Raw genomic sequence first — 17,852 nt, forward strand, 5'->3', positions numbered from 1 at the left:
CCCATCATGCCATGCTGCATGTCGATCGTGACAGCGTCGAACCCCTGATGTCCCATCACTTCAGCGGAATACGGGGATGGAATGGCCAGCCATCCATTCACTGCGGTTTCACCAGCAGCCCAGATTTCCTTGATTCTATTTTGTCGCATCTTTTTCTACCTTTATGGTTGGACGGTGGGCAAGTCGCCAATTTGGGCTCGGTCAGACCCGCGCGTTAAACAAGATAAAACTTGCGCTACCACAGCGCATTCCCTATTACGCATTCGAATGCATAGTGGAATTCGAGCCGTTCAAGCAAGATTGTTTTGTATCCACGAATGCAAATCGAACCGGCCAACTGTTCCAAAACTCATTTTTGAATCGAGGTCCCGTAATGACACCGCAAGAACAACTCGAAGGGATGAACCCAGAGACTTACGCGCCCTATCGCGACCCGCGTGAGTACATCCAAAGCTGGACTGACAAGATCTGGATTGCGCGCGGTTTGGGCCATATTTTTGATCACTACGACCCCAAAATCAAAGTCCACACCTGCTATGGCGAAACCTATGGCATGGAAAACGTGATCAGTAATTCACTGCAAAAAATGATCGCCTTTCCAAACCGCGGCGGTGGCCATGATGACGTTGTCTGGGAGCGACGTGGTGACAACGGCTTTATCTCGTCGCACCGCGTGTTCAACAATGCCACTCATCTGGGGCCTTGGACTTATGGCCCTGCAACCGGAAAGGATTGGGCCAATCGCGGTGTTGCGCATTGCGTGATTCAGGGCGGGCTCGTCGCCGAAGAATGGGTGATCCGCGATGAGTTCGCGGTGTTGCAAGACCTCGGCATGGATCCTTATGTGGTTGCTGCGGAGCTGGCGAAACGATCGCCGGTATTGGGTGAACAGATCAAGACCGGCGGCGACCCACCCGCCTTTGCGGGCCGTTATCGCGATCCGATCAAGACCGGCATTTCCGGCGACCGCCCCGATCACGCCCGTCCCGAATGCGAAACGGTGGTGAAACTGTTCGATCGCGTCTGGGAGCACAAGTTTTTCGACCTGATCCCCGAGCTGTGCAGCGACACCATCGTTTGCCAAACCGTTCGGATGGGCCGCGCGCTTGGTATCTCGAATTACCAGTTGGAAACAATGAAGCTGCTGGCGATGATCCCCGATGCAGACGTTGAAATTCGTGACATCTGCGTCCACGATTCTGCCGACCTTGGCTTGCGCGTCGCCACCATCTGGTGCTTGCGCGGCACATATTCAGGCGCGCCCTATTATGGGCCGACCAACGGTGCCCCGCTGACTATACTCGGCTCCAGCCATTTCGAATTTCGACATGGCAAGATCATCCGCGAATGGCGATTTTTCGACGAAATCGCGATCATGGCGCAAATCATCAACCACCAAAACCAACTCGACGCGACAGCCGTTGAATAACCCCCCAAAAATAGGAGCATTCAAATGACAAACCCAACCACTCTTTCCTCTGCCGAATCTGCCAAACGTGTGGTCCGCCGCGCCGGTATGGTTCCGGAACGCGTTGCCTTCATTGATTGTAAAATGCCCGGATCACACCTGAAGGAAAACTACTCTCTCATCGGTCCGGGCGTCACCCAATCCAAGGATCAAAAGGTCGCTCTTGGCGAGCCACATGGCTTCAGTCTGGGCGTTGCGGCCATGCCTGCGGGGATCACGAACAACCTGCATATCCACTACACTGCCGAAGTTTTCATGATCTACAAAGGCACCTGGAAATTCCGCTGGGGTGCGAATGGCGACGAAGGCGAAGTCATCGGCACGGCTGGGGACGTTGTCAGCATTCCAACGTGGATTTTCCGCGGGTTCACCAATGTCGGGGACGATGAAGGCTGGATTTTCACAGCTTTGGGTGCGGATGAAACCGGCGGCATCATCTGGCATCCGCGCATTCTTGCCAACGCAGCCGAACATGGCCTTTACCTGACACGCGACAACATGATGGTCGACACCGCAGATGGCGAAGCCAAGCCCGCCGACGAAGATCTGATGGAGCCCATGACCGACGCCCAGATCGCATCGCTTCGCAAATACACCGTCGAAGAAATGAGCAAGCAGGTGGTGTGGGCAAAGGAACGCGATTGGTCTGGCCGCGCCTTGTTGGACAGCGCGCTCGAAGGCCATGGTGGCATGATAGCGACGGTTCTGGGCAACGGTATCAGCGAAGACCGAGATCATGCGCCAAAAATCATGAACCCGCACGGAATGTCACTGGAATGGGGCAAGATCCCTGAAGGAGGCCAGATCGGGCCCTTCAGCCTTTCAGAGAAACAGGCCATGATCGTTTTTGAAGGCAGCGTCGACGTCGCGCAGGACCCCAGCAAACCCGATCAGGTGCAAACTGTCGGCGCTCAGGATCTGTATTCATTTCCGGAGAATACATGGCGCACGTTGCGCGCGACCCCCGGACAGGATGCCACTTTTGTTCTGATGACGGCAGGCGATCACAAGAAAAAGATCCAATGGGCCCCGGAAATCGTGAAAGCCGCGGCAAAAGCGGGCCTCGCGATGGATCACAACGGCTATGTGGCAGCGCTGGACTTGCTGCCATACGAGGTCCGCAACGCATTACGCGCCTAAATTTCGGGGCGGGTGTCCGGCACCCGCCCTTTCCAACGCCACTCTACACGGAGCTGAACATGTTACTTGGCGCAATTGGTGACGATTTCACCGGTTCAGGAGATTTGGGAAATACGCTCGCCCGCGCGGGAATGCGTGTCGTCCAATATTGTGGCGTGCCGACCGGGCCTTCCGACCCATCTGTCGAAGCTGGCATCGTGTCTTTGAAATCCCGGACGATTCCTCCGGATGAGGCCGTGACGCAGTCACTGGCAGCGCTGGAATGGCTTCTGGCGCAGGGCTGCCAGCAGATCGTGTTCAAGTATTGCTCAACATTCGACAGCACCCCCGAAGGCAATATCGGTCCGGTTATCACCGCGCTGGCGGATCGTTTGAACGCCGAACACGTCATTGTCTGTCCGTCCTTTCCGGGTGCGGGCCGAACGGTGTATCAGGGACATCTTTTTGTTGTAGATCAGCTGCTTAGCGAGAGCGGAATGAAAGACCATCCGCTAACCCCGATGACCGATCCGGACATCCGCCGATGTCTGGCGCGCCAGACCGACCTGCCGGTTGGACATCTGCCGCATTCGGTGGTGCGCCGCGGTGCCGACGCGATAAAGACAGCCATAGGGGAGAAACAAGGACGACAGCTGATCATAGTGGATGCAACCACCGAGGAGGACCTGTACCAGATCGGATATGCTTCGGCCGATCTGCCGCTTATCACCGGAGGTTCTGGCATTGCGATGGGATTGCCCCATAACTTCCGGCATGCCGGCGTTCTTGGCGAAGACGAAACCCGATGGCAAGGAAGCAAAGGACCATGCGTCATCCTGTCGGGATCATGTTCGCAAATGACCCGGCAGCAGGTTGCGACACATATTGAAACCCACCCCGGTCTGTTCATCAATATCGACGACGTGCTTGACGGGAAAACAACGCCGCAGACGGTGTCTGACTGGCTGTTGGCGCAAGAAGGCACCCCCATCGTCTATTCGACGACCGATCCGCAAACCATCCTTGCCGTGCAGGAGCGCCATGGACGAAGCCGCGCGGCAAGCGCGATCGAAAACCTGTTCGCGGCAGTCGCCGTGGATGTTGTGGCAAAAGGCGTTACACGGCTGATCACTGCGGGGGGTGAAACCTCGGGAGCCGTTATCGAGGCATTGGCACCGGAAACGCTGGAAATCGGACCCGAGATCGCAGCTGGGGTCCCTGCTCTGAAGGCCGGGCCACTGACAATTGCGCTTAAATCAGGCAACTTCGGTGAGGCCGGTTTCTTCGAAATCGCCGCAGAAAAACTGGGCGGATCATGACACCCGAGACGAAACTGCGCGAGAAGATCTGCACACTTGCGGCCTCGATGTTCGAACGCGGCCTAACGAACGGGGCCTCGGGCAACATTTCAGCGCGACTGGAGGACGGTGGCCTGTTGGTAACACCAACAGGGTCAACGATGCGGGCGCTGGATCCGGCCCGATTGTCCCGCTTCAACGCCGAAGGGCAACTCGTCTCCGGTGATCCGCCAACAAAGGAAATGTCTCTTCATTCCGCATTCTACGACACGCGTCGGACGGCTGGTGCTGTCGTGCATCTGCATTCCACGCATTCGGTTGCTTTGTCGATGCTGCCGGAAACGGACCCGAAAAATGTGCTGCCGCCTTTGACCGCCTATTCCATCATGCGGCTCGGCAAGGTTGCCCTGTTGCCCTATTTCAGGCCCGGCGATCCTGACATGGGCCAGGCCGTGCGCGGACTGGCGGGCAAGCGGGCTGCGGTGCTATTGGCCAATCATGGCCCGGTGGTTGCTGGGAAGACCCTCGAAGCCGCCGTCAATGCGATGGAAGAACTGGAAGAGACCGCCCGCTTAACCCTGCTCACGCGCGGAATGCACCCCATACCTCTCAACCCCGCGCAAATCCGCGATGTGATTGAAGTTTTTGACGTGGACTGGGAATGAGATAGCAGCCCTACAATTCCCTAGGGTTTTGGGTTTCTGGCGCGTGCTCGAATACCCACCGCCCTTCAAGAAGTGAACGGTTTCCGTCTATTTCAACTGCTTCCGCTGCCAACCGCAATGTTTTTGGTGCGAGTCGGCATTGTTGGACAACTCTGACTTTGAACGGTTCACGACGAGAACCCATGCCGTCAGACGGGCTGCATGAGCAATCCATCACCCGCCCGCCACGGCATGACGAACTGGGCGACGTATAACGTCGCTTTGCGAAAGTCCGGCTCACTGCTGATCTGGCAGGACTGGCCGGTGCCGGACCAATCCACCCTTTGCAGCAGGCAGAAGACCTTGGCTGTGCAAATTCCCTATCGCCGCGCTGACGGAAAGCTCAGCTTGCTCGTAGACAGCACCGGATTCAAATTCGTTGACGTTGACGTTGACGTTGGCGTTGGCGAATGGCAGAGCCGCAAGCATAGAGTGCAGAGACGTCGCCAGTGACGCAAGGTACATCTGGCAATGGACACGGCCACCTCTGACATCCCCGCCGTCCATTGTCGGCAGGTGATTGCAAGCAGTCACCGAGAGGGAGTTCACCCAGTCGCGACAGCGACGCCCTGTGTTGCACGACCTGCTCGCTCAGATCCCCGGGGACGACGAGATTGACACACGCCGCTGCCACATCGCCATCATTGAGAGTGACGTCTCCGGTTACCCCAATCCGCAAGAACGGACGGCTCTGGCAAGAAGATGCCCGGCAGCAGGCCCCAAACGAAACATTGCGCGCCACCTGCTATGGCCGAGCATTTTGTAAGCGCTGGACAGGATGCCGCAGCCGCAAGCACCTAATTTTCGGGACCGTCGCCATAGCCAGAGCGCACTGACCGCTGCAATATGGTGGCTTGCCTCGCAATATATGGGTAAGGGTGAGCTCAGGCCAATGCGCGACATGTGCAAATCGCTTTTAGATTTTACTATGGTTGACCCTGTGGCGGGTCGATCCCCGTAGTGCGCGCAAGAATATCCACGCCCTGCTGTTTCCAGAAATGCAGCAAGTCGATGAACACCCAATTTTCCGCCAGTTTGTCCTCTTGCCGACGGTAGATATCGATCACTCGGAAATCGCCGGGCCGGCCAGTCGCAGGCATGCCCATGAAACCGCCCGTTGGCGTTGCGGAAAAATTGGGCCAACCGAAGAAGCCGCCGTAACTCCCTTCGGCCATACGGCAGATGTGCCGGGTCTTGGACCGTTCCGCAAAGCTCGCGCGGAACACTGCGGAATGCTGGTCTGCATAGCGGTCGATCGTATAGGTCGCCCCGATGCCGGCCGGGCCCCACCATATCATGTCATCGGCCCAGCTTTGCGCCAATTCCTGTCTCAGCGTCAATTGGCTGTCCCATTGGCCCAGATCGGCGATCATCGCATTGATCAGCGCAAGCGTCCTTTGCCCCGCGTCGGCGGGATGCGCGTCAAACATCAGTCCGTCATGCGTCATCGGGCCGGGCTGCACCAGATGCGCTGCCGTTTGCGGCGGAAACGGATTCTGGCCCGCCTGCATCATCAGATGGGGAATGTCGAAGAACATCGCCGTCTCCGCGATGCGGCCGTGGGCCACCTTGTGAAAGGCGCAGTAGCGCAGGAACACCAGTTTCCCGGTGGGCCGGATATTCAACCACGGGCGGTCGAACAGGCCCATCAGATGCCCCATCGAACAAACCCAGACCCCGCCCGATTCGTCGAGCATGTTTCGGCCTGCCATGAACACATCCATCCGCCTTTGCAATCTGGTCAGGCTCTGGCGCAGAGGTTGCCAGAACGTCGCGCCGACCGCGTCGGCGCCGCGAAGTTCGCCAAACGGATGAAACCCACGCCACAGCAGATCACGGGCGCAATGACCGGCTATCACATCGGGGATCTGCTGGGTGTCGGCATTGTCCAGCGCGTGATAGAACGCCCGGACGATCTGTTTCTCGGTTTGAAAATCAGTCATGGGATGCTGTTGCCTTGTATCCGGCATCGCAGGTCAGGTCCGGGCATTTTCGAACGCGGCCCAGGCGGTTTCGAACGCCTCAAAGTCGAAACCGCTTTTGCGCGCGGGGTCAAGCACCAGCTTTTCGGTGTCCAGCAATTTCTGAATGGCATCGGCCAAGACCGGTATCACATCTTCGGGGACGACCACCGCACCGTGGCGGTCGGCATGGACCAGCTCGCCGTCCGCCACGGTCAGACCGAAGATCGTGACCGGCGTGCCAAGTTCGCGCACATGCACGAAGCCGTGGCTGGGGCCTATGGACCCGGCCACGACCGGAAAGTCGTCGGGTAGATCGCCAAGATCGCGCATCACGCCGTTGGTAAACGCCCCTGACATGCCGAACCCCTTGTGGACATTGGCGTTTATCTCGCCCCAGTAGGCCCCAATGCAGTCGGGATAGTCGACATCCTCGACCACCGCGACCGACGGTTTGGGTGCCTCGGCCATGCGGCGGTAGTAATCCATACGCCGCGCGCGGATCGCGTCGGGCGCTTCGGTCGATGGGGCGAGCGCGGCGATCTTGGCGGTCACGGCACGCCCCACGATGGCGGGCGCGTCGGGGTCGCTGCACAGCATCGTGCCGCGGGTGAACCGGTTAAAGCCGCGCTTGCCCTGCGCCACTTCGATGGCGTTGCAGACAGTGGGGGTGTCGACCCTGCGCAACAGCGCCAGAAGTGTATCGTCCATGTTAGCTCTCCAGCCAGCGGCGCAGTGCCGCGTTGGTTTTTTCAGGTTGTTCCAGAACCGGCAGATGGCCGGCACCGTCGATAATGGTGAGGGTGGAGCGCGGCAGCAGAGATGCCATCAGCTCGTGCCGTTGCACCGGACAGAGCGCATCGTCGCGCCCGCACAAAACCAGCGACGGCCCAGAATAGGCGCGCAGAGTCTCTTGCTGGTCGGGACGGGTTTGCAAGGCGCGTGATTGTCGGATGAACACATCCGGGCCAAGCGTTTCGGCCATCGCCATGCACAGGTCCAGGATCGCACCACGGCTCGGTCCGTCCGTCAGGTAATTCGGCTTCATCTCGTCGCGCATCACCCCGCGCAGGCCACCCGCGCGCACCTTGTCGATCTGCGGTTCGCGCCGGGATTTGACCTCGTTGGTTTCCGCCAGCGGGTTGGTGTCCAGAAGCGCCAGTCGCGCTACCCGGTCTGGATCCTGACGCAGGATTTCCATCGCAACGATGCCGCCCATGCTAAGCCCGGCCAGCGCGAATGTTGGCGGTGCCCAGGCAAGGATGTCGGCGGCCAGCGCCTCAACGGTGTCGTGATCGGCGATCGGGGCAAGCGCAATGGGGTGCGTCGCGGAAAACGCGCTGATCTGCGGGCTGAACAGCCGGGCATCGCACATCATGCCGGGGATAAGAACCAGCGGTGTCATTTGAGCAGCCTCGCCCCTTCGGACAGCGCCGCAAGCTTGGCATAGGCAATCGCCGGGTCGATCGCCCCGAAGCCGGCAAATGTGCCAAAGCCGCAATCGGACCCCGCAACCACCCGGTCGGCCCCGACAATATCGGCGAAGCGTTGCAGGCGTTGCGCCACCAGGCGCGGATGTTCGACAAAATTCGTTGTCGTGTCCACAACGCCGGGCACCAACACCTTGTCGTCGGGAATATCGGCCTTGCGGTCGCGGAAAACCTCCCATTCGTGGCCGTGGCGCGGGTTCGAGGTTTCAAACAGAAGAAAACGCGCGGGCACCGACATCAAGGTGTCGAACATCTGCTCCATGGAAATATCGCAGACATGCGGGCCCTCGTAATTGCCCCAGCAGATATGCACCCGCACTTTTTCCGCAGGTACGTCCGAAAGGGCGTATGCCAGCGCCTCGACATGGGTTTGCGCGACTTTGACAAATTCATCATCGTCCAGGTCGGTGAACAGCATGTGGCGGGACAGTGCCAGATCCGGACAATCCAGTTGCAGATCAAGCCCGGACGCGACGATCGTTTCATACTCGGCTTTCATCGCATCGGCCAATGCCGCCAAATACGCCTCGCGCGTCTTGTAAAAGTCGTTTTGCAGGAACAATGAAATCACGCCGGGGCTGGCGGCATTCATGAAACCGCGTTTGGCGCCATGCTCGGCCATCGCCGCCTTGAGATTGGCAATGTCCTTTTCCAGCTCGCCCTGCCCCTTGGATCGCACCTCTCCCACGCACATGGGGCGGGCATATTGCGGCGTACCACCCGAGGACGCGATGCGTTCCAGAAAGCTGGGAAACAGCTTCAGATCGGCTGGCGCGTTGCGCGGGCTGTCGCCGCCAAAACCGGTGTAGCGATCCTTGACATAGGTGGCGTAGCTGATCTTGGACGTCTCGCCATCGGACACGATGTCGATCCCGGCCTCGACCTGTTTTTTGACCGTATCGGACACCGCACGCGTCATGGCGGCGTCAAATTCGCCCGCGTCATAGGGTTCGCCCCGTTCGCGTGCAAAGATGAAATCCACCACCTCTTGCGTCCGGGGCAAGCTGCCCACATGGGTCGTTTCAATGGTCATGTCAGTCTCCATCCTTGCGCGCCATCATGACGCTGTGGCTGTTGCATTCCGGGTCTTCCGCCAGAAACCCGGTCAGGCGCAGCCCTTGCTGCTGAAGCAGTGTCGCATATTCGGCCGGGGACAGGCTGGCGTGATAGATTGATTTGCCCGCGACACTGCCGGAGGTTTCGCCCTGGTCGGGGCCCACGGTAAACAGAAGCGATCCACCGACCCTGAGATGCCGCGCCATTCTGTGGATCACGTCGCGCTGTTCCTCGACCGTCAGATGAAAAAAGCTGTTCCACGCGACGATCCCGTCAAAGGTTTCGCCCAGATCAAGGGTTCGCATATCGCCTGTCCGCCAGTCGCCCTGCGGCCAGCGGGTGCGGGCAATCTCCAGCATCGACTCGGCGAAATCGACGCCCGTCACACGGAACCCCTCGGCGATGAACCAGCGGGCAATCGGCTCGCCCGCGCCGCAGCCCAGATCCATGACCCGCCCACCGACTGGCAGACAGGCGGTGAACCGCGCCAGCCAGCGCGCCTCGAACAGGGCGCGCGACCGCTCTGCATCATAGGCCGCGGCATTCTGTTCAAAGACGTCGTGAGTGGTGCGGGCGAGTGCGCCAAGTTCGGCATCGGACATGTGTGGTCTTTCATCGAAAGTATGAATCGAAGCAGACACCACGAGACCGTGGTGTCTGCTTTGGGTATAGGCGTGTTATCCCTTCCAGGTCGCCCCGGCGGGATCACCGGTTGCAACGACATGATACATCGACGCCTCGCCCGACATTGACGGCACAGCACTATGCGCCAGGTTCTCGGGAACGCTCATCGTGTCGCCGGGCGCGAGGATTGCATGACCGCCGTCCCAGTCGATGCGCCAGTGCCCCTTGACCGGCATCAGCACCGACGGCTTGTCATGGCTGTGTTTTTCCTCGCTGGCACTGGCGCGCGTGATGAAGTCGATCTCGAACCCCGGCTTGTCGCGGATCACGCCGTTCTCACCGATCACCTTGGCCGGTTTTTTGCCTGCAATGGACACCAAATCCCAATAGCGCCGGACATAGCCGCCAACCACTTCTTTCGCGGATGGTTCCGGAATTTCGGCCAGTTCCGCATCGGTCAGCAGCGGCATCGGTTTGACGCCTTCGGGCAGGGTCTGGCCCTTCTTGCTGTCATAGAGCTTGCCATTGTCGCCCAGAACCAAACCATGCGCCTTGGCATCCTCGATCACCTGCGGGGCCCAAAGAACGCCACCGCCGGCATCGTCGCCCCCCAACACGGCCATGATCATCCCGTAATCGGTTCCGATATTCTCAAACCCCCGAAACAAGTTGGTCGGGATGTTGATGATGTCGCCCTCTTCCAGCACGACCTCTCCCGCATCGCCCCAGCGGCCCCAGAAAAACCGCCAACGGCCTTTGAGAACGAAAAACACCTCGGCGGTGCGGTGGTTGTGCAGGCTGTTGCGGCAGTTCGGCGGCTGCCCGGCGGCACCGATGTTAAAACCGTGCGGTTCAGTGATGTGAACATGCTGATCGGCGCTTTCGGAAACGCCGCCGCCGATGATGGTGAAGTTTTCCTTCTGATCGCTGCCCGGCGTGTGAGCATCAATGAAGGCGGTCTTGCAGGGTTGCAGCTCGCCATAACGAACGATGCGGGCTTCCATGTCTTGCGGTGTCATTGTCTTCTCCAAGGTTGTGCTTTGGCGCGGCCGTGATCGGCCCGAGCGCCGGTAAAAGGTGTGTGTCGGCGTTGCGGCTTCATCCCGTTTGCAGGATGATCTGCTTCCACAGCGCAGTTTCGTCATAAAGCGCGTATTCTCGCCGCAGGCCCCAGGGACCAAACTCGGCATGGCTCATGCCCATGATATGCACACGCTTGCCGGTCGGTTGGCCGAAACTTCCCCAGCCGTCATGCTTGCCGTCCAGCGACCAGCGGATCGCGGCGCGCGGCGACATCATGGGATCATCCCCGCCGATGACGTGATGGATCTTGAACTCTGCGTGAGGAAAGGACGCCCGCAGACCCAGCCAATGCTGGTCAACACCCTGATGGCTGAGCGAGGTGACGCCGCCCGGATATTCGCCGATCACCGCACGATCATATTCGGCAGGGATCACGGTGAAATCGGCATTCATCAACCGGGTCAGAATATCGGCGTATTTCGCGCCCCATTCATTGTCGTTGCCGCGCCCGGTATACGGCCCCGGCACATCGTTTTCAGGCAGATAGGGCGTGACGCAATGCTCGGGCCCACCTTCGCGTTCAATCAGGTCGCGAGCATAGTCCTTGGGGTCCCAGCCCAGTTGGCGGACAATCGCACCCTGGTCGCGCACCAGCCACTCATCGGTGATTGTGTTGGCACGGGCGTAACAATCAGCAATGATACGATAGCGCAATTTCTTGCCGGTGGGCGCACCGTAGACGCCCGGATTGGTATGTGTCGCGGTCGACAACAACCTGTGCGAGCTCAGCAACCCGTCATCATTGCCTTCGCACCAGATCACATCCTCGCCAAACAGGGTGCGATCCGGAAACTCGGCCAGTGTCGCCATGGTCGCGGCGACCACATTCTTGTTGCCGATCACGATCGAGGATGGCGAGCGCACAGGCATTTCGTCGCCATAATAGTGGTCCAGCGCGGCGATGCCGCGATCTTCCCAGATCTCCTTTGTAATGCCGATGATGTAGTCGGGGAAATCTTTCCACCGGGGGTCAAAGCCCTTCATGTCGTCTGTCCTTCTGGTTTGCGAGAAGAACCGCGCAGGATAAGCGGGCCGTCGATGGCCACACGGCGCGGTTCTGAATCGGGGTTTTCAATTCTGGTCAAGAGAATATCCACCGTGGCGGCGACCATGCGGTTGGCGGGCTGGCGCACGGTTGTCAGGCTGTAGGATGGCCAGACGGCAAGCTGAACATCGTCATAGCCGACCACGGACACATCCTCGGGGATGCGCAGGCCAAGCTCGAACCTCAGCACGTCCATCACCGCAAAGGCCATGTGGTCATTGGCGACGAATACCGCGTCGGGACGATCGGCCTCAGCGAACATTTTCCGTGCGGCTTCGGCGGCGGCGTCATAAGAAAACAGGCCCTCGCCGCGCGCGAACAACTCGTGCCCGCCATCTGCCAGCCCTTTCAGGAACCCGGCCTCACGGTCGCGTTGCGTCGAAGCCCCGTCCCAGCCTGCAATATGAGCAATCTTTTTGTGACCCGTGCGCGTGAGCAGGTCCGCCACCTTATAGCCGCCCCCCACATTGTCAGACCGCACGCAGGACAACCCTTTGTCATCCTGTTCCCGGTTGAACATGACGATGGGAATGCCTGCTGCCTCACACCGGGCGGTCAGCTTCGACGACAGGCCGACCGATGCCGTGATGATCCCGTCGACCTGATAATCAAGCAAGTCGTCAACCACGGCATCCGTCACCGCGTCGTCATTTGTCGCCATGAACACCAGGATGTGATAGCCTTGTTCCTGTAATGCCCGGGACAGCTTTTCAATGGCTTCAGGGTAGAACTGGTTTTCCAGGTAGGCGACGACCAATCCGATAATCCGGCTTTTGCCAGTGATCAGGGACCGCGCCAGAACATTCGGGCGATACCCCAGCTCCGCTGCAGCCTTGCGCACTTTTTCGATTGTTTTTGCCGATGCCGACGCGCCCGGCGTGAACACTCGGCTGACAGCCGACTGACTGACACCCGCACGCTTGGCCACTTGCACCGAGGTGATCTTTTCTGCCATCAGTCTGCCGTCCAACCTCCGTCAATCAACAACGAGGTGCCGGTCACCAGCGCCGCAGCGTCGGATGCCAGGTATGCGACTGCGCCCATGATGTCCTCGACCTCACCGACCCGGCCCAGTTTGATCTTCTCGGTGATCCACGCGGCGCGTTCAGGGTTGTCGAATGTTGATGCGGTCAGCGGCGTCCGGATAAAAGTCGGGCACACGGTATTGATACGGATCCGGTCACGCCCCCATTCGATTGCCATCGCCTTGACCATGCCTTCCAGCCCGTGCTTCGAGGCGCAATAGACCGCGCGGTCTATACCACCCACATGGCCCATCTGACTGCTGATATGGATGATCGACCCACCCCGCTGCGCGGCCTTCATGCCATGTGCGGCACCGACCGACAGAAAATAGGCGGCGCGAAGGTTGAGGTTCATCACTGCGTCGTAATCGTCCGGCTGGGTTTCCAGCGCCGGGCCGTGACGTGCGGCCCCGGCAGAGTTGACAACCACATCGAATCCATCCTGCGCCTGCAAAGCTGCACTCATTGCGGGCAAGTCGCCCATGTCCAATGCAAGTGCTTCAGCCGACCAGCCCTGATCGCGCATTGCATCCACCGCAGCCTGCAACTTGTTCAAGCCGCGCGCTGCGCAAACCACATGCGCGCCAGCCTCGGCCAGGGCCACGGCGCATCCCATCCCGATCCCGGAGGAGGCTCCGGTAACCAGCGCGCGCCGGCCATCAAGACGCAGGGAGGGAGTACGAGGCAAAGTTGTCATAATGTCGACTCCGGCAAGGTGATACGTCCCAGATTTCGGGCCTTGTTGAATTCCCGCAAACGGGCAAAGACATCGACGCCAAGCTGCGCATAGGCGTCGAGCAGATCGACCAGAACCCAGTTTTCACGGATCAGGCCGCCTTCCAGCCGCCAAAAATCCAGACTGCGCATGGAGATCTTCTTTCCGGACGGGGCAATACCCATCCAGCCGTCATCGCTGACCGTCTGGATCATGTTGGGCCATCCGGTGACGGCGGCGTAATCCCCGTCGCCAAAGAAATGGTAGTCGATGTCGTCCAGATACTGGCCGCGATCCGGCATGGCGTTCAGAAACGGAATCTGGTGCCAGTTGCGGAATCCCGCAACGCCACGCCCGGTGCCTATCCCTGCGGGCCCGTACCAGTTCATCCGCGGATGCCAGTAGCGGCTCATTTCCATCACCTCGGGACCGCCCTTTGACGGATGCAGCTTGAGATGCTCCAGCATATCAATGATATGCTGCGTGCTGGCGCGGCTGCGCACTTCATCATGCGGCCCTGAAACAAAGCCATCCTGGGACGCTGGCCCCGGCACGAACATCTCCCGCCCCAGCGACGGTGCCATCGGCCAGGCATTCGCTTGCATCATCACTTCTGGAATGTCCCAGAGCGCTTGGAACTCGACCATCTTGCCGTTCTCGAAGCGATAAAATTCGTGAAACCGCATGTGAACCAGATGGCCGGTTGGCGGTACATCCAGCCAAGGCGCGACGAAGGTGCCGACATAATGCCCACCGCAGCCGACCCAATCGGCTCCTTCCGGTGTCTGTCCTGCCATCACGATCCAGTCGCGGCGCTCCAGATCCGGCCATGCCGCATGCAGAGGTGCAAGGGCGGCGTCATAAAACGCCGTCGGCCCGGTCAGATCGCCGAATGGATGACAGTGATGAAACACGGTGTCCGGGGTGCAAAGCGCTGCCAGTGCCTCACGCACCTTGTTTTCGTCGAAATCGCGCATCGCAACCCGAAGCGGTTCGATCTTGTTCTTGTGGTCCGTCGAGAGGTCCATACTGTCCTCGTTCATGCTTAGTGCATTAGTTGGGGCGGAACAGGTCGCCGCCCCGTTTCTGGTCGTCCGATTTATTCTGCCGCCTCGCGTACCGGGGCACCCTCGCCGTAAGGCACATTGACACCGCCATAGCGACGCACCCGGATGTTGCATTGTTCGGCGTGCCCGACAAATCCTTCCAACATGCACAACCGACTGCCGTATTCGCCGATCATCGTCGCAGCCTCATCGGTCATAATCTTCTGGTAGCTGTGGGTTTTCAGGTACTTCCCAACCCAAAGCCCGCCGGTATAGCGCCCCGCCTTCTTGGTCGGCAGGGTATGGTTCGTGCCGATAACCTTGTCGCCATTGGCGACGTTGGTGCGTGGTCCCAGGAAGAGAGCCCCGTAGCAGGTCATATTTTCCAGGAACCAGTCGTCACGGTCGGTCATCACCTGCACATGCTCTGAGGCGATGTCATCGGCCACTTCCAGCATTTCGTCGTAGGTGTCGCAGACGATCACTTCGCCGTAATCCTCCCAACTGACCTTGGCGGTGTTGGCGGTCGGCAGGATCTTCAGGATACGGTCGATTTCCGACAGCGTCTCTTCCGCCAGCTTGCGGCTGTTGGTCAGCAAGACGCAGGGGCTGTTATACCCGTGTTCGGCCTGACCCAGAAGGTCAGTGGCACAAAGTTCCGCATCCGCGGCGGTTTCGTCCGCGATCACCATCGTTTCGGTCGGGCCTGCGAACAGGTCGATGCCCACGCGCCCGAACAACTGGCGCTTGGCTTCAGCCACGAAGGCGTTGCCGGGACCAACCAGCAGATGCACCGGATCAATGGTTTCGGTGCCGATCGCCATGGCACCGATCGCCTGGATGCCGCCCAGCACATAGATCTCGTGAGCGCCGCCCAGATGCATGGCGGCAATCACTGCCGGATTGGGCTCGCCGTTGAAGGGCGGCGTGCAAGCGATGATGCGCGGCACGCCCGCGACCGACGCAGTGGCAACCGACATATGCGCCGAGGCAACCATCGGGAACTTGCCGCCCGGCACATAGCAACCAACCGATTGCACCGGGATGTTCTTGTGCCCCAGGATGACGCCGGGCAGGGTCTCGACCTCAATATCCAGCATCGAATCCCGCTGCGCCTGCGCAAAGTTGCGCACTTGTTCCTGCGCGAATTTGATGTCGGTCATTTCCTGATCGGACACCTTGGCCATCAGCGCCTCGATTTCGTCTTCGCTCAGGCGGAAGGCGGGCGGTGAGTATTTGTCGAATTTCTCGCTCAACTCACGCACGGCGGCGTCGCCACGTTCCTCGATGTCCTTCAGCGTCGATTCCACGATGGCACGCGTGTTGGCGTCATCTTCGGCACGGGCGTCGGCAGCCTTGCCGCGTTTGAGATATTCAATCGTCATGTCGGTTCCCCATCCTGCGGGCGCGGCGGTTCTCGCCTACCCTCGTCGTAATTTTCCCAGCCTTCGCCCGCGAAAACATCGCGGCCGAGCTGAGCAAGCACATGTGGAAAATCGACCATCACCCAATTGTCGGTGATCTGGCCGTCCACGACCTTCCAGAAATCCATGTATCTGATGATGACACGTTTTCCGGTCGGAGAAATTCCCATGAATTTGCCACTATGCGTGGCCTCCTGACGCCCAAAGGCGGCAGCCCATTCGCCCATGTACAGGCGGGCTTCGTCGATGCAGACCTTGTCCGAGAACGCCGCCTGAAACGGGCGCTGCCAATTGTCCTGAAATTCGCGCAGCCCGTTTTTGGTGCCGCAGCCCTGATTGCCCATCCAGCGAAAGCTTTCGGCGAAGAAATCACCTATATCGGCAATGCGGTGGTCGTTCAGCCCATCCACCATGCCTTCGATAACGGCTTGCGTCGCTTCGGTTTTGCTCATGTCTGTGTCGCGCGTCAGCACGGCCTGTTCAGGTCTTGCTCCTGCCATTTTAGCCTCCGTAGTCAAGAAATATTCGCGGCAGCACCAGTGACAGCCACGGAATGAACGCGATGATCAGTAGCGCCACGACCATCGTGACCACCCAGGGAAAGATCTTGCGCGCGATCTGGTCGAAAGGAATTTGCCCTACTTGCGCGGCCATGAAGAGGTTTGCCCCCAGCGGTGGCGTCACGAAGCCGATGGCCAGCGCCACGATCATCACGATGCCGAAATGGATAGGATCGACGCCCAGTTGCAGCATGATCGGCAGCAGGACCGGCGTCAGAATGACGATGGCTGCCAGCGTCTCCAGGAAAGTGCCCACCACCAGCAGCAACATGATCGCCGCCAGGATGACGATATATTTGCTGTCGGTCAGCGACAGAACAAACTGCGCCAGTTCAGTGGGGATCTTTTCCAATGCGATGATCCGGCCAAAGGCAACCGAGGCGCCGATGATCACAAGCACCGCCGATACCAGAAGCGCCGAATCCAGCATCATTTTCGGCACCTCGCGCAGCGGCAGTTCACGGTAGATGAAACAACTGACCACCAGGGCGTAAACAACCGCCACAGCCGAGCTTTCGGTCGGGGTCACAACGCCGGAATAGATGCCGCCCAGCACGACGATGGGCATGGCCAGCGCCAGCTTGGCCTGGTTCAGCGCGGCCCATGTGCTGCCTTCGGAGACTGCGACGCGCGCATGCGGCGGGGCCTTTCGACGTTGCAGGATGTTGTAGACAATCAGTGTGATCGCGATGACAATACCCGGCACGATACCGGCCATGAACAGCGCGGTGACCGACACCCCTGCCGCGACGGCATAGACGATCATCACGACGGACGGCGGGATCATTACACCCAACCCGCCCGCACTGGCGACCATCGCGCCGGCATAGGCTCGGTCATAGCCACGCGCGACCAACGCCGGGATCATGGCCAAGCCGATGGCGGCCACGGTGGCGCTGCCGGTGCCGGAAATCGCCGCGAAGAACAGGCAGGCGACGATGGTCACGGTGCCCAGATCGCCGGGTGAGCTGCCGAATGCGCGATCGGCCACGGCGATCAGGCGGCGCGATATGCCACCCGTTGCCATGATGCTTCCGGCCAGCGTGAACAGAACGACGGCGATCAGCGTGAAACTGTCGATGCCCGACACCAGCCCCAATGCATAAAGATCAAAGCTGAGGAACGGGATATAGGCAATGGCCAACAGACTGGCGCAGCCAAGCGCGATACCAATGGGCACACCGATGATGAGCAGCAGGAAAAAGCTGCCGAACAGGATTGCGGTTGTCATGGG

General features: G+C 59.6%; 17 protein-coding genes and 1 pseudogene. 5 read left to right on the forward strand and 13 right to left on the reverse strand.

The genetic code is table 11. The features are described from left to right. Window positions 1–373 precede the first annotated feature (373 nt). From B8991_RS13780 to B8991_RS21930, 5 genes and pseudogenes are all read left to right on the forward strand, one after another. Window positions 374–1,429 (forward strand): nuclear transport factor 2 family protein, encoded by a 1,056-nt coding sequence (locus B8991_RS13780; RefSeq protein ID WP_179141496.1) that lies wholly within the window; start codon window positions 374–376, stop codon window positions 1,427–1,429. A 24-nt stretch (window positions 1,430–1,453) separates the two neighbouring features. Further along, the gene (locus tag B8991_RS13785) at window positions 1,454–2,608 is read left to right on the forward strand and encodes a cupin domain-containing protein (RefSeq protein WP_084353580.1); all 1,155 of its coding nucleotides are present in this window, start codon (window positions 1,454–1,456) and stop codon (window positions 2,606–2,608) included. A gap of 59 nt (window positions 2,609–2,667) precedes the next feature. Then, window positions 2,668–3,906 (forward strand): 3-oxo-tetronate kinase, encoded by a 1,239-nt coding sequence (gene otnK, locus B8991_RS13790; protein WP_084353581.1) that lies wholly within the window; start codon window positions 2,668–2,670, stop codon window positions 3,904–3,906. Then, entirely contained in the window at window positions 3,903–4,550 is a 648-nt protein-coding gene (gene otnC / locus B8991_RS13795; RefSeq protein ID WP_084353582.1) for a 3-oxo-tetronate 4-phosphate decarboxylase, read from the forward strand. Before otnK ends, otnC begins: the two co-directional genes overlap by 4 nt. A 201-nt stretch (window positions 4,551–4,751) precedes the next feature. Next, window positions 4,752–5,389 (forward strand): annotated as a pseudogene (locus tag B8991_RS21930) (transposase); the annotation flags it as partial. A gap of 126 nt (window positions 5,390–5,515) precedes the next feature. Here the strand turns inward: B8991_RS21930 and B8991_RS13805 are convergent. The 13 genes from B8991_RS13805 to B8991_RS13865 form a co-directional block, all read right to left on the reverse strand. Beyond that, window positions 5,516–6,532: a nuclear transport factor 2 family protein gene (locus B8991_RS13805; RefSeq protein WP_084353583.1), complete on the reverse strand. Its 1,017-nt coding sequence runs from the start codon at window positions 6,530–6,532 to the stop codon at window positions 5,516–5,518. Window positions 6,533–6,565: 33 nt separating this feature from the next. Then, a complete protein-coding gene (locus B8991_RS13810) occupies window positions 6,566–7,261 on the reverse strand; it encodes an RraA family protein (RefSeq protein ID WP_084353584.1) in 696 nt (231 codons plus the stop codon). 1 nt (window position 7,262) lies between these two features. Continuing rightward, window positions 7,263–7,955 carry an alpha/beta fold hydrolase gene (locus B8991_RS13815; protein WP_084353585.1) on the reverse strand — a complete coding sequence of 231 codons (693 nt, stop codon included), beginning with the start codon at window positions 7,953–7,955 and terminating at the stop codon, window positions 7,263–7,265. After that, complete coding sequence (locus tag B8991_RS13820) at window positions 7,952–9,073, reverse strand: cobalamin-independent methionine synthase II family protein (RefSeq protein ID WP_084353586.1); 1,122 nt, start codon at window positions 9,071–9,073, stop codon at window positions 7,952–7,954. The genes B8991_RS13815 and B8991_RS13820 overlap by 4 nt, the downstream gene beginning before the upstream one ends. A gap of 1 nt (window position 9,074) precedes the next feature. Further along, on the reverse strand, window positions 9,075–9,698 hold the full coding sequence (locus tag B8991_RS13825; RefSeq protein ID WP_084353587.1) for a class I SAM-dependent methyltransferase: 624 nt from the start codon (window positions 9,696–9,698) through the stop codon (window positions 9,075–9,077). A 75-nt stretch (window positions 9,699–9,773) separates the two neighbouring features. Further along, window positions 9,774–10,739, reverse strand: coding sequence for a cupin domain-containing protein (locus B8991_RS13830; protein WP_084353588.1), 966 nt, complete (start codon window positions 10,737–10,739; stop codon window positions 9,774–9,776). A gap of 79 nt (window positions 10,740–10,818) precedes the next feature. Next, window positions 10,819–11,787, reverse strand: coding sequence for a nuclear transport factor 2 family protein (locus B8991_RS13835; protein ID WP_084353589.1), 969 nt, complete (start codon window positions 11,785–11,787; stop codon window positions 10,819–10,821). Further along, a complete protein-coding gene (locus tag B8991_RS13840; RefSeq protein ID WP_084353590.1) occupies window positions 11,784–12,803 on the reverse strand; it encodes a LacI family DNA-binding transcriptional regulator in 1,020 nt (339 codons plus the stop codon). Before B8991_RS13840 ends, B8991_RS13835 begins: the two co-directional genes overlap by 4 nt. Beyond that, on the reverse strand, window positions 12,803–13,570 hold the full coding sequence (locus B8991_RS13845) for an SDR family NAD(P)-dependent oxidoreductase (protein ID WP_084353591.1): 768 nt from the start codon (window positions 13,568–13,570) through the stop codon (window positions 12,803–12,805). The genes B8991_RS13840 and B8991_RS13845 overlap by 1 nt, the downstream gene beginning before the upstream one ends. After that, the gene (locus tag B8991_RS13850) at window positions 13,567–14,631 is read right to left on the reverse strand and encodes an ester cyclase (protein WP_084353592.1); all 1,065 of its coding nucleotides are present in this window, start codon (window positions 14,629–14,631) and stop codon (window positions 13,567–13,569) included. Before B8991_RS13850 ends, B8991_RS13845 begins: the two co-directional genes overlap by 4 nt. A gap of 56 nt (window positions 14,632–14,687) precedes the next feature. Next, complete coding sequence (hisD, locus tag B8991_RS13855; protein WP_084353593.1) at window positions 14,688–16,019, reverse strand: histidinol dehydrogenase; 1,332 nt, start codon at window positions 16,017–16,019, stop codon at window positions 14,688–14,690. Beyond that, on the reverse strand, window positions 16,016–16,558 hold the full coding sequence (locus B8991_RS13860) for an ester cyclase (RefSeq protein WP_084353594.1): 543 nt from the start codon (window positions 16,556–16,558) through the stop codon (window positions 16,016–16,018). Before B8991_RS13860 ends, hisD begins: the two co-directional genes overlap by 4 nt. A gap of 1 nt (window position 16,559) precedes the next feature. Next, window positions 16,560–17,849 carry a TRAP transporter large permease gene (locus B8991_RS13865; protein WP_084353595.1) on the reverse strand — a complete coding sequence of 430 codons (1,290 nt, stop codon included), beginning with the start codon at window positions 17,847–17,849 and terminating at the stop codon, window positions 16,560–16,562. Between the last annotated feature and the right edge of the window lie 3 nt (window positions 17,850–17,852).

It is taken from the genome of Primorskyibacter flagellatus, assembly GCF_900176485.1.
Classification (GTDB): Bacteria; Pseudomonadota; Alphaproteobacteria; order Rhodobacterales; family Rhodobacteraceae; genus Primorskyibacter; species Primorskyibacter flagellatus.

Bases quoted from the DNA above. Each gene is read 5' to 3' on its own strand.
- B8991_RS13780 (WP_179141496.1), top strand. From the start codon at position 374: ATGACACCGCAAGAACAACTCGAAGGGATGAACCCAGAGACTTACGCG.
- B8991_RS13785 (WP_084353580.1), top strand. From the start codon at position 1,454: ATGACAAACCCAACCACTCTTTCCTCTGCCGAATCTGCCAAACGTGTG.
- otnK (WP_084353581.1), top strand. From the start codon at position 2,668: ATGTTACTTGGCGCAATTGGTGACGATTTCACCGGTTCAGGAGATTTG.
- otnC (WP_084353582.1), top strand. From the start codon at position 3,903: ATGACACCCGAGACGAAACTGCGCGAGAAGATCTGCACACTTGCGGCC.
- B8991_RS13805 (WP_084353583.1), bottom strand. From the start codon at position 6,532: ATGACTGATTTTCAAACCGAGAAACAGATCGTCCGGGCGTTCTATCAC.
- B8991_RS13810 (WP_084353584.1), bottom strand. From the start codon at position 7,261: ATGGACGATACACTTCTGGCGCTGTTGCGCAGGGTCGACACCCCCACT.
- B8991_RS13815 (WP_084353585.1), bottom strand. From the start codon at position 7,955: ATGACACCGCTGGTTCTTATCCCCGGCATGATGTGCGATGCCCGGCTG.
- B8991_RS13820 (WP_084353586.1), bottom strand. From the start codon at position 9,073: ATGACCATTGAAACGACCCATGTGGGCAGCTTGCCCCGGACGCAAGAG.
- B8991_RS13825 (WP_084353587.1), bottom strand. From the start codon at position 9,698: ATGTCCGATGCCGAACTTGGCGCACTCGCCCGCACCACTCACGACGTC.
- B8991_RS13830 (WP_084353588.1), bottom strand. From the start codon at position 10,739: ATGACACCGCAAGACATGGAAGCCCGCATCGTTCGTTATGGCGAGCTG.
- B8991_RS13835 (WP_084353589.1), bottom strand. From the start codon at position 11,787: ATGAAGGGCTTTGACCCCCGGTGGAAAGATTTCCCCGACTACATCATC.
- B8991_RS13840 (WP_084353590.1), bottom strand. From the start codon at position 12,803: ATGGCAGAAAAGATCACCTCGGTGCAAGTGGCCAAGCGTGCGGGTGTC.
- B8991_RS13845 (WP_084353591.1), bottom strand. From the start codon at position 13,570: ATGACAACTTTGCCTCGTACTCCCTCCCTGCGTCTTGATGGCCGGCGC.
- B8991_RS13850 (WP_084353592.1), bottom strand. From the start codon at position 14,631: ATGAACGAGGACAGTATGGACCTCTCGACGGACCACAAGAACAAGATC.
- hisD (WP_084353593.1), bottom strand. From the start codon at position 16,019: ATGACGATTGAATATCTCAAACGCGGCAAGGCTGCCGACGCCCGTGCC.
- B8991_RS13860 (WP_084353594.1), bottom strand. From the start codon at position 16,558: ATGGCAGGAGCAAGACCTGAACAGGCCGTGCTGACGCGCGACACAGAC.
- B8991_RS13865 (WP_084353595.1), bottom strand. From the start codon at position 17,849: ATGACAACCGCAATCCTGTTCGGCAGCTTTTTCCTGCTGCTCATCATC.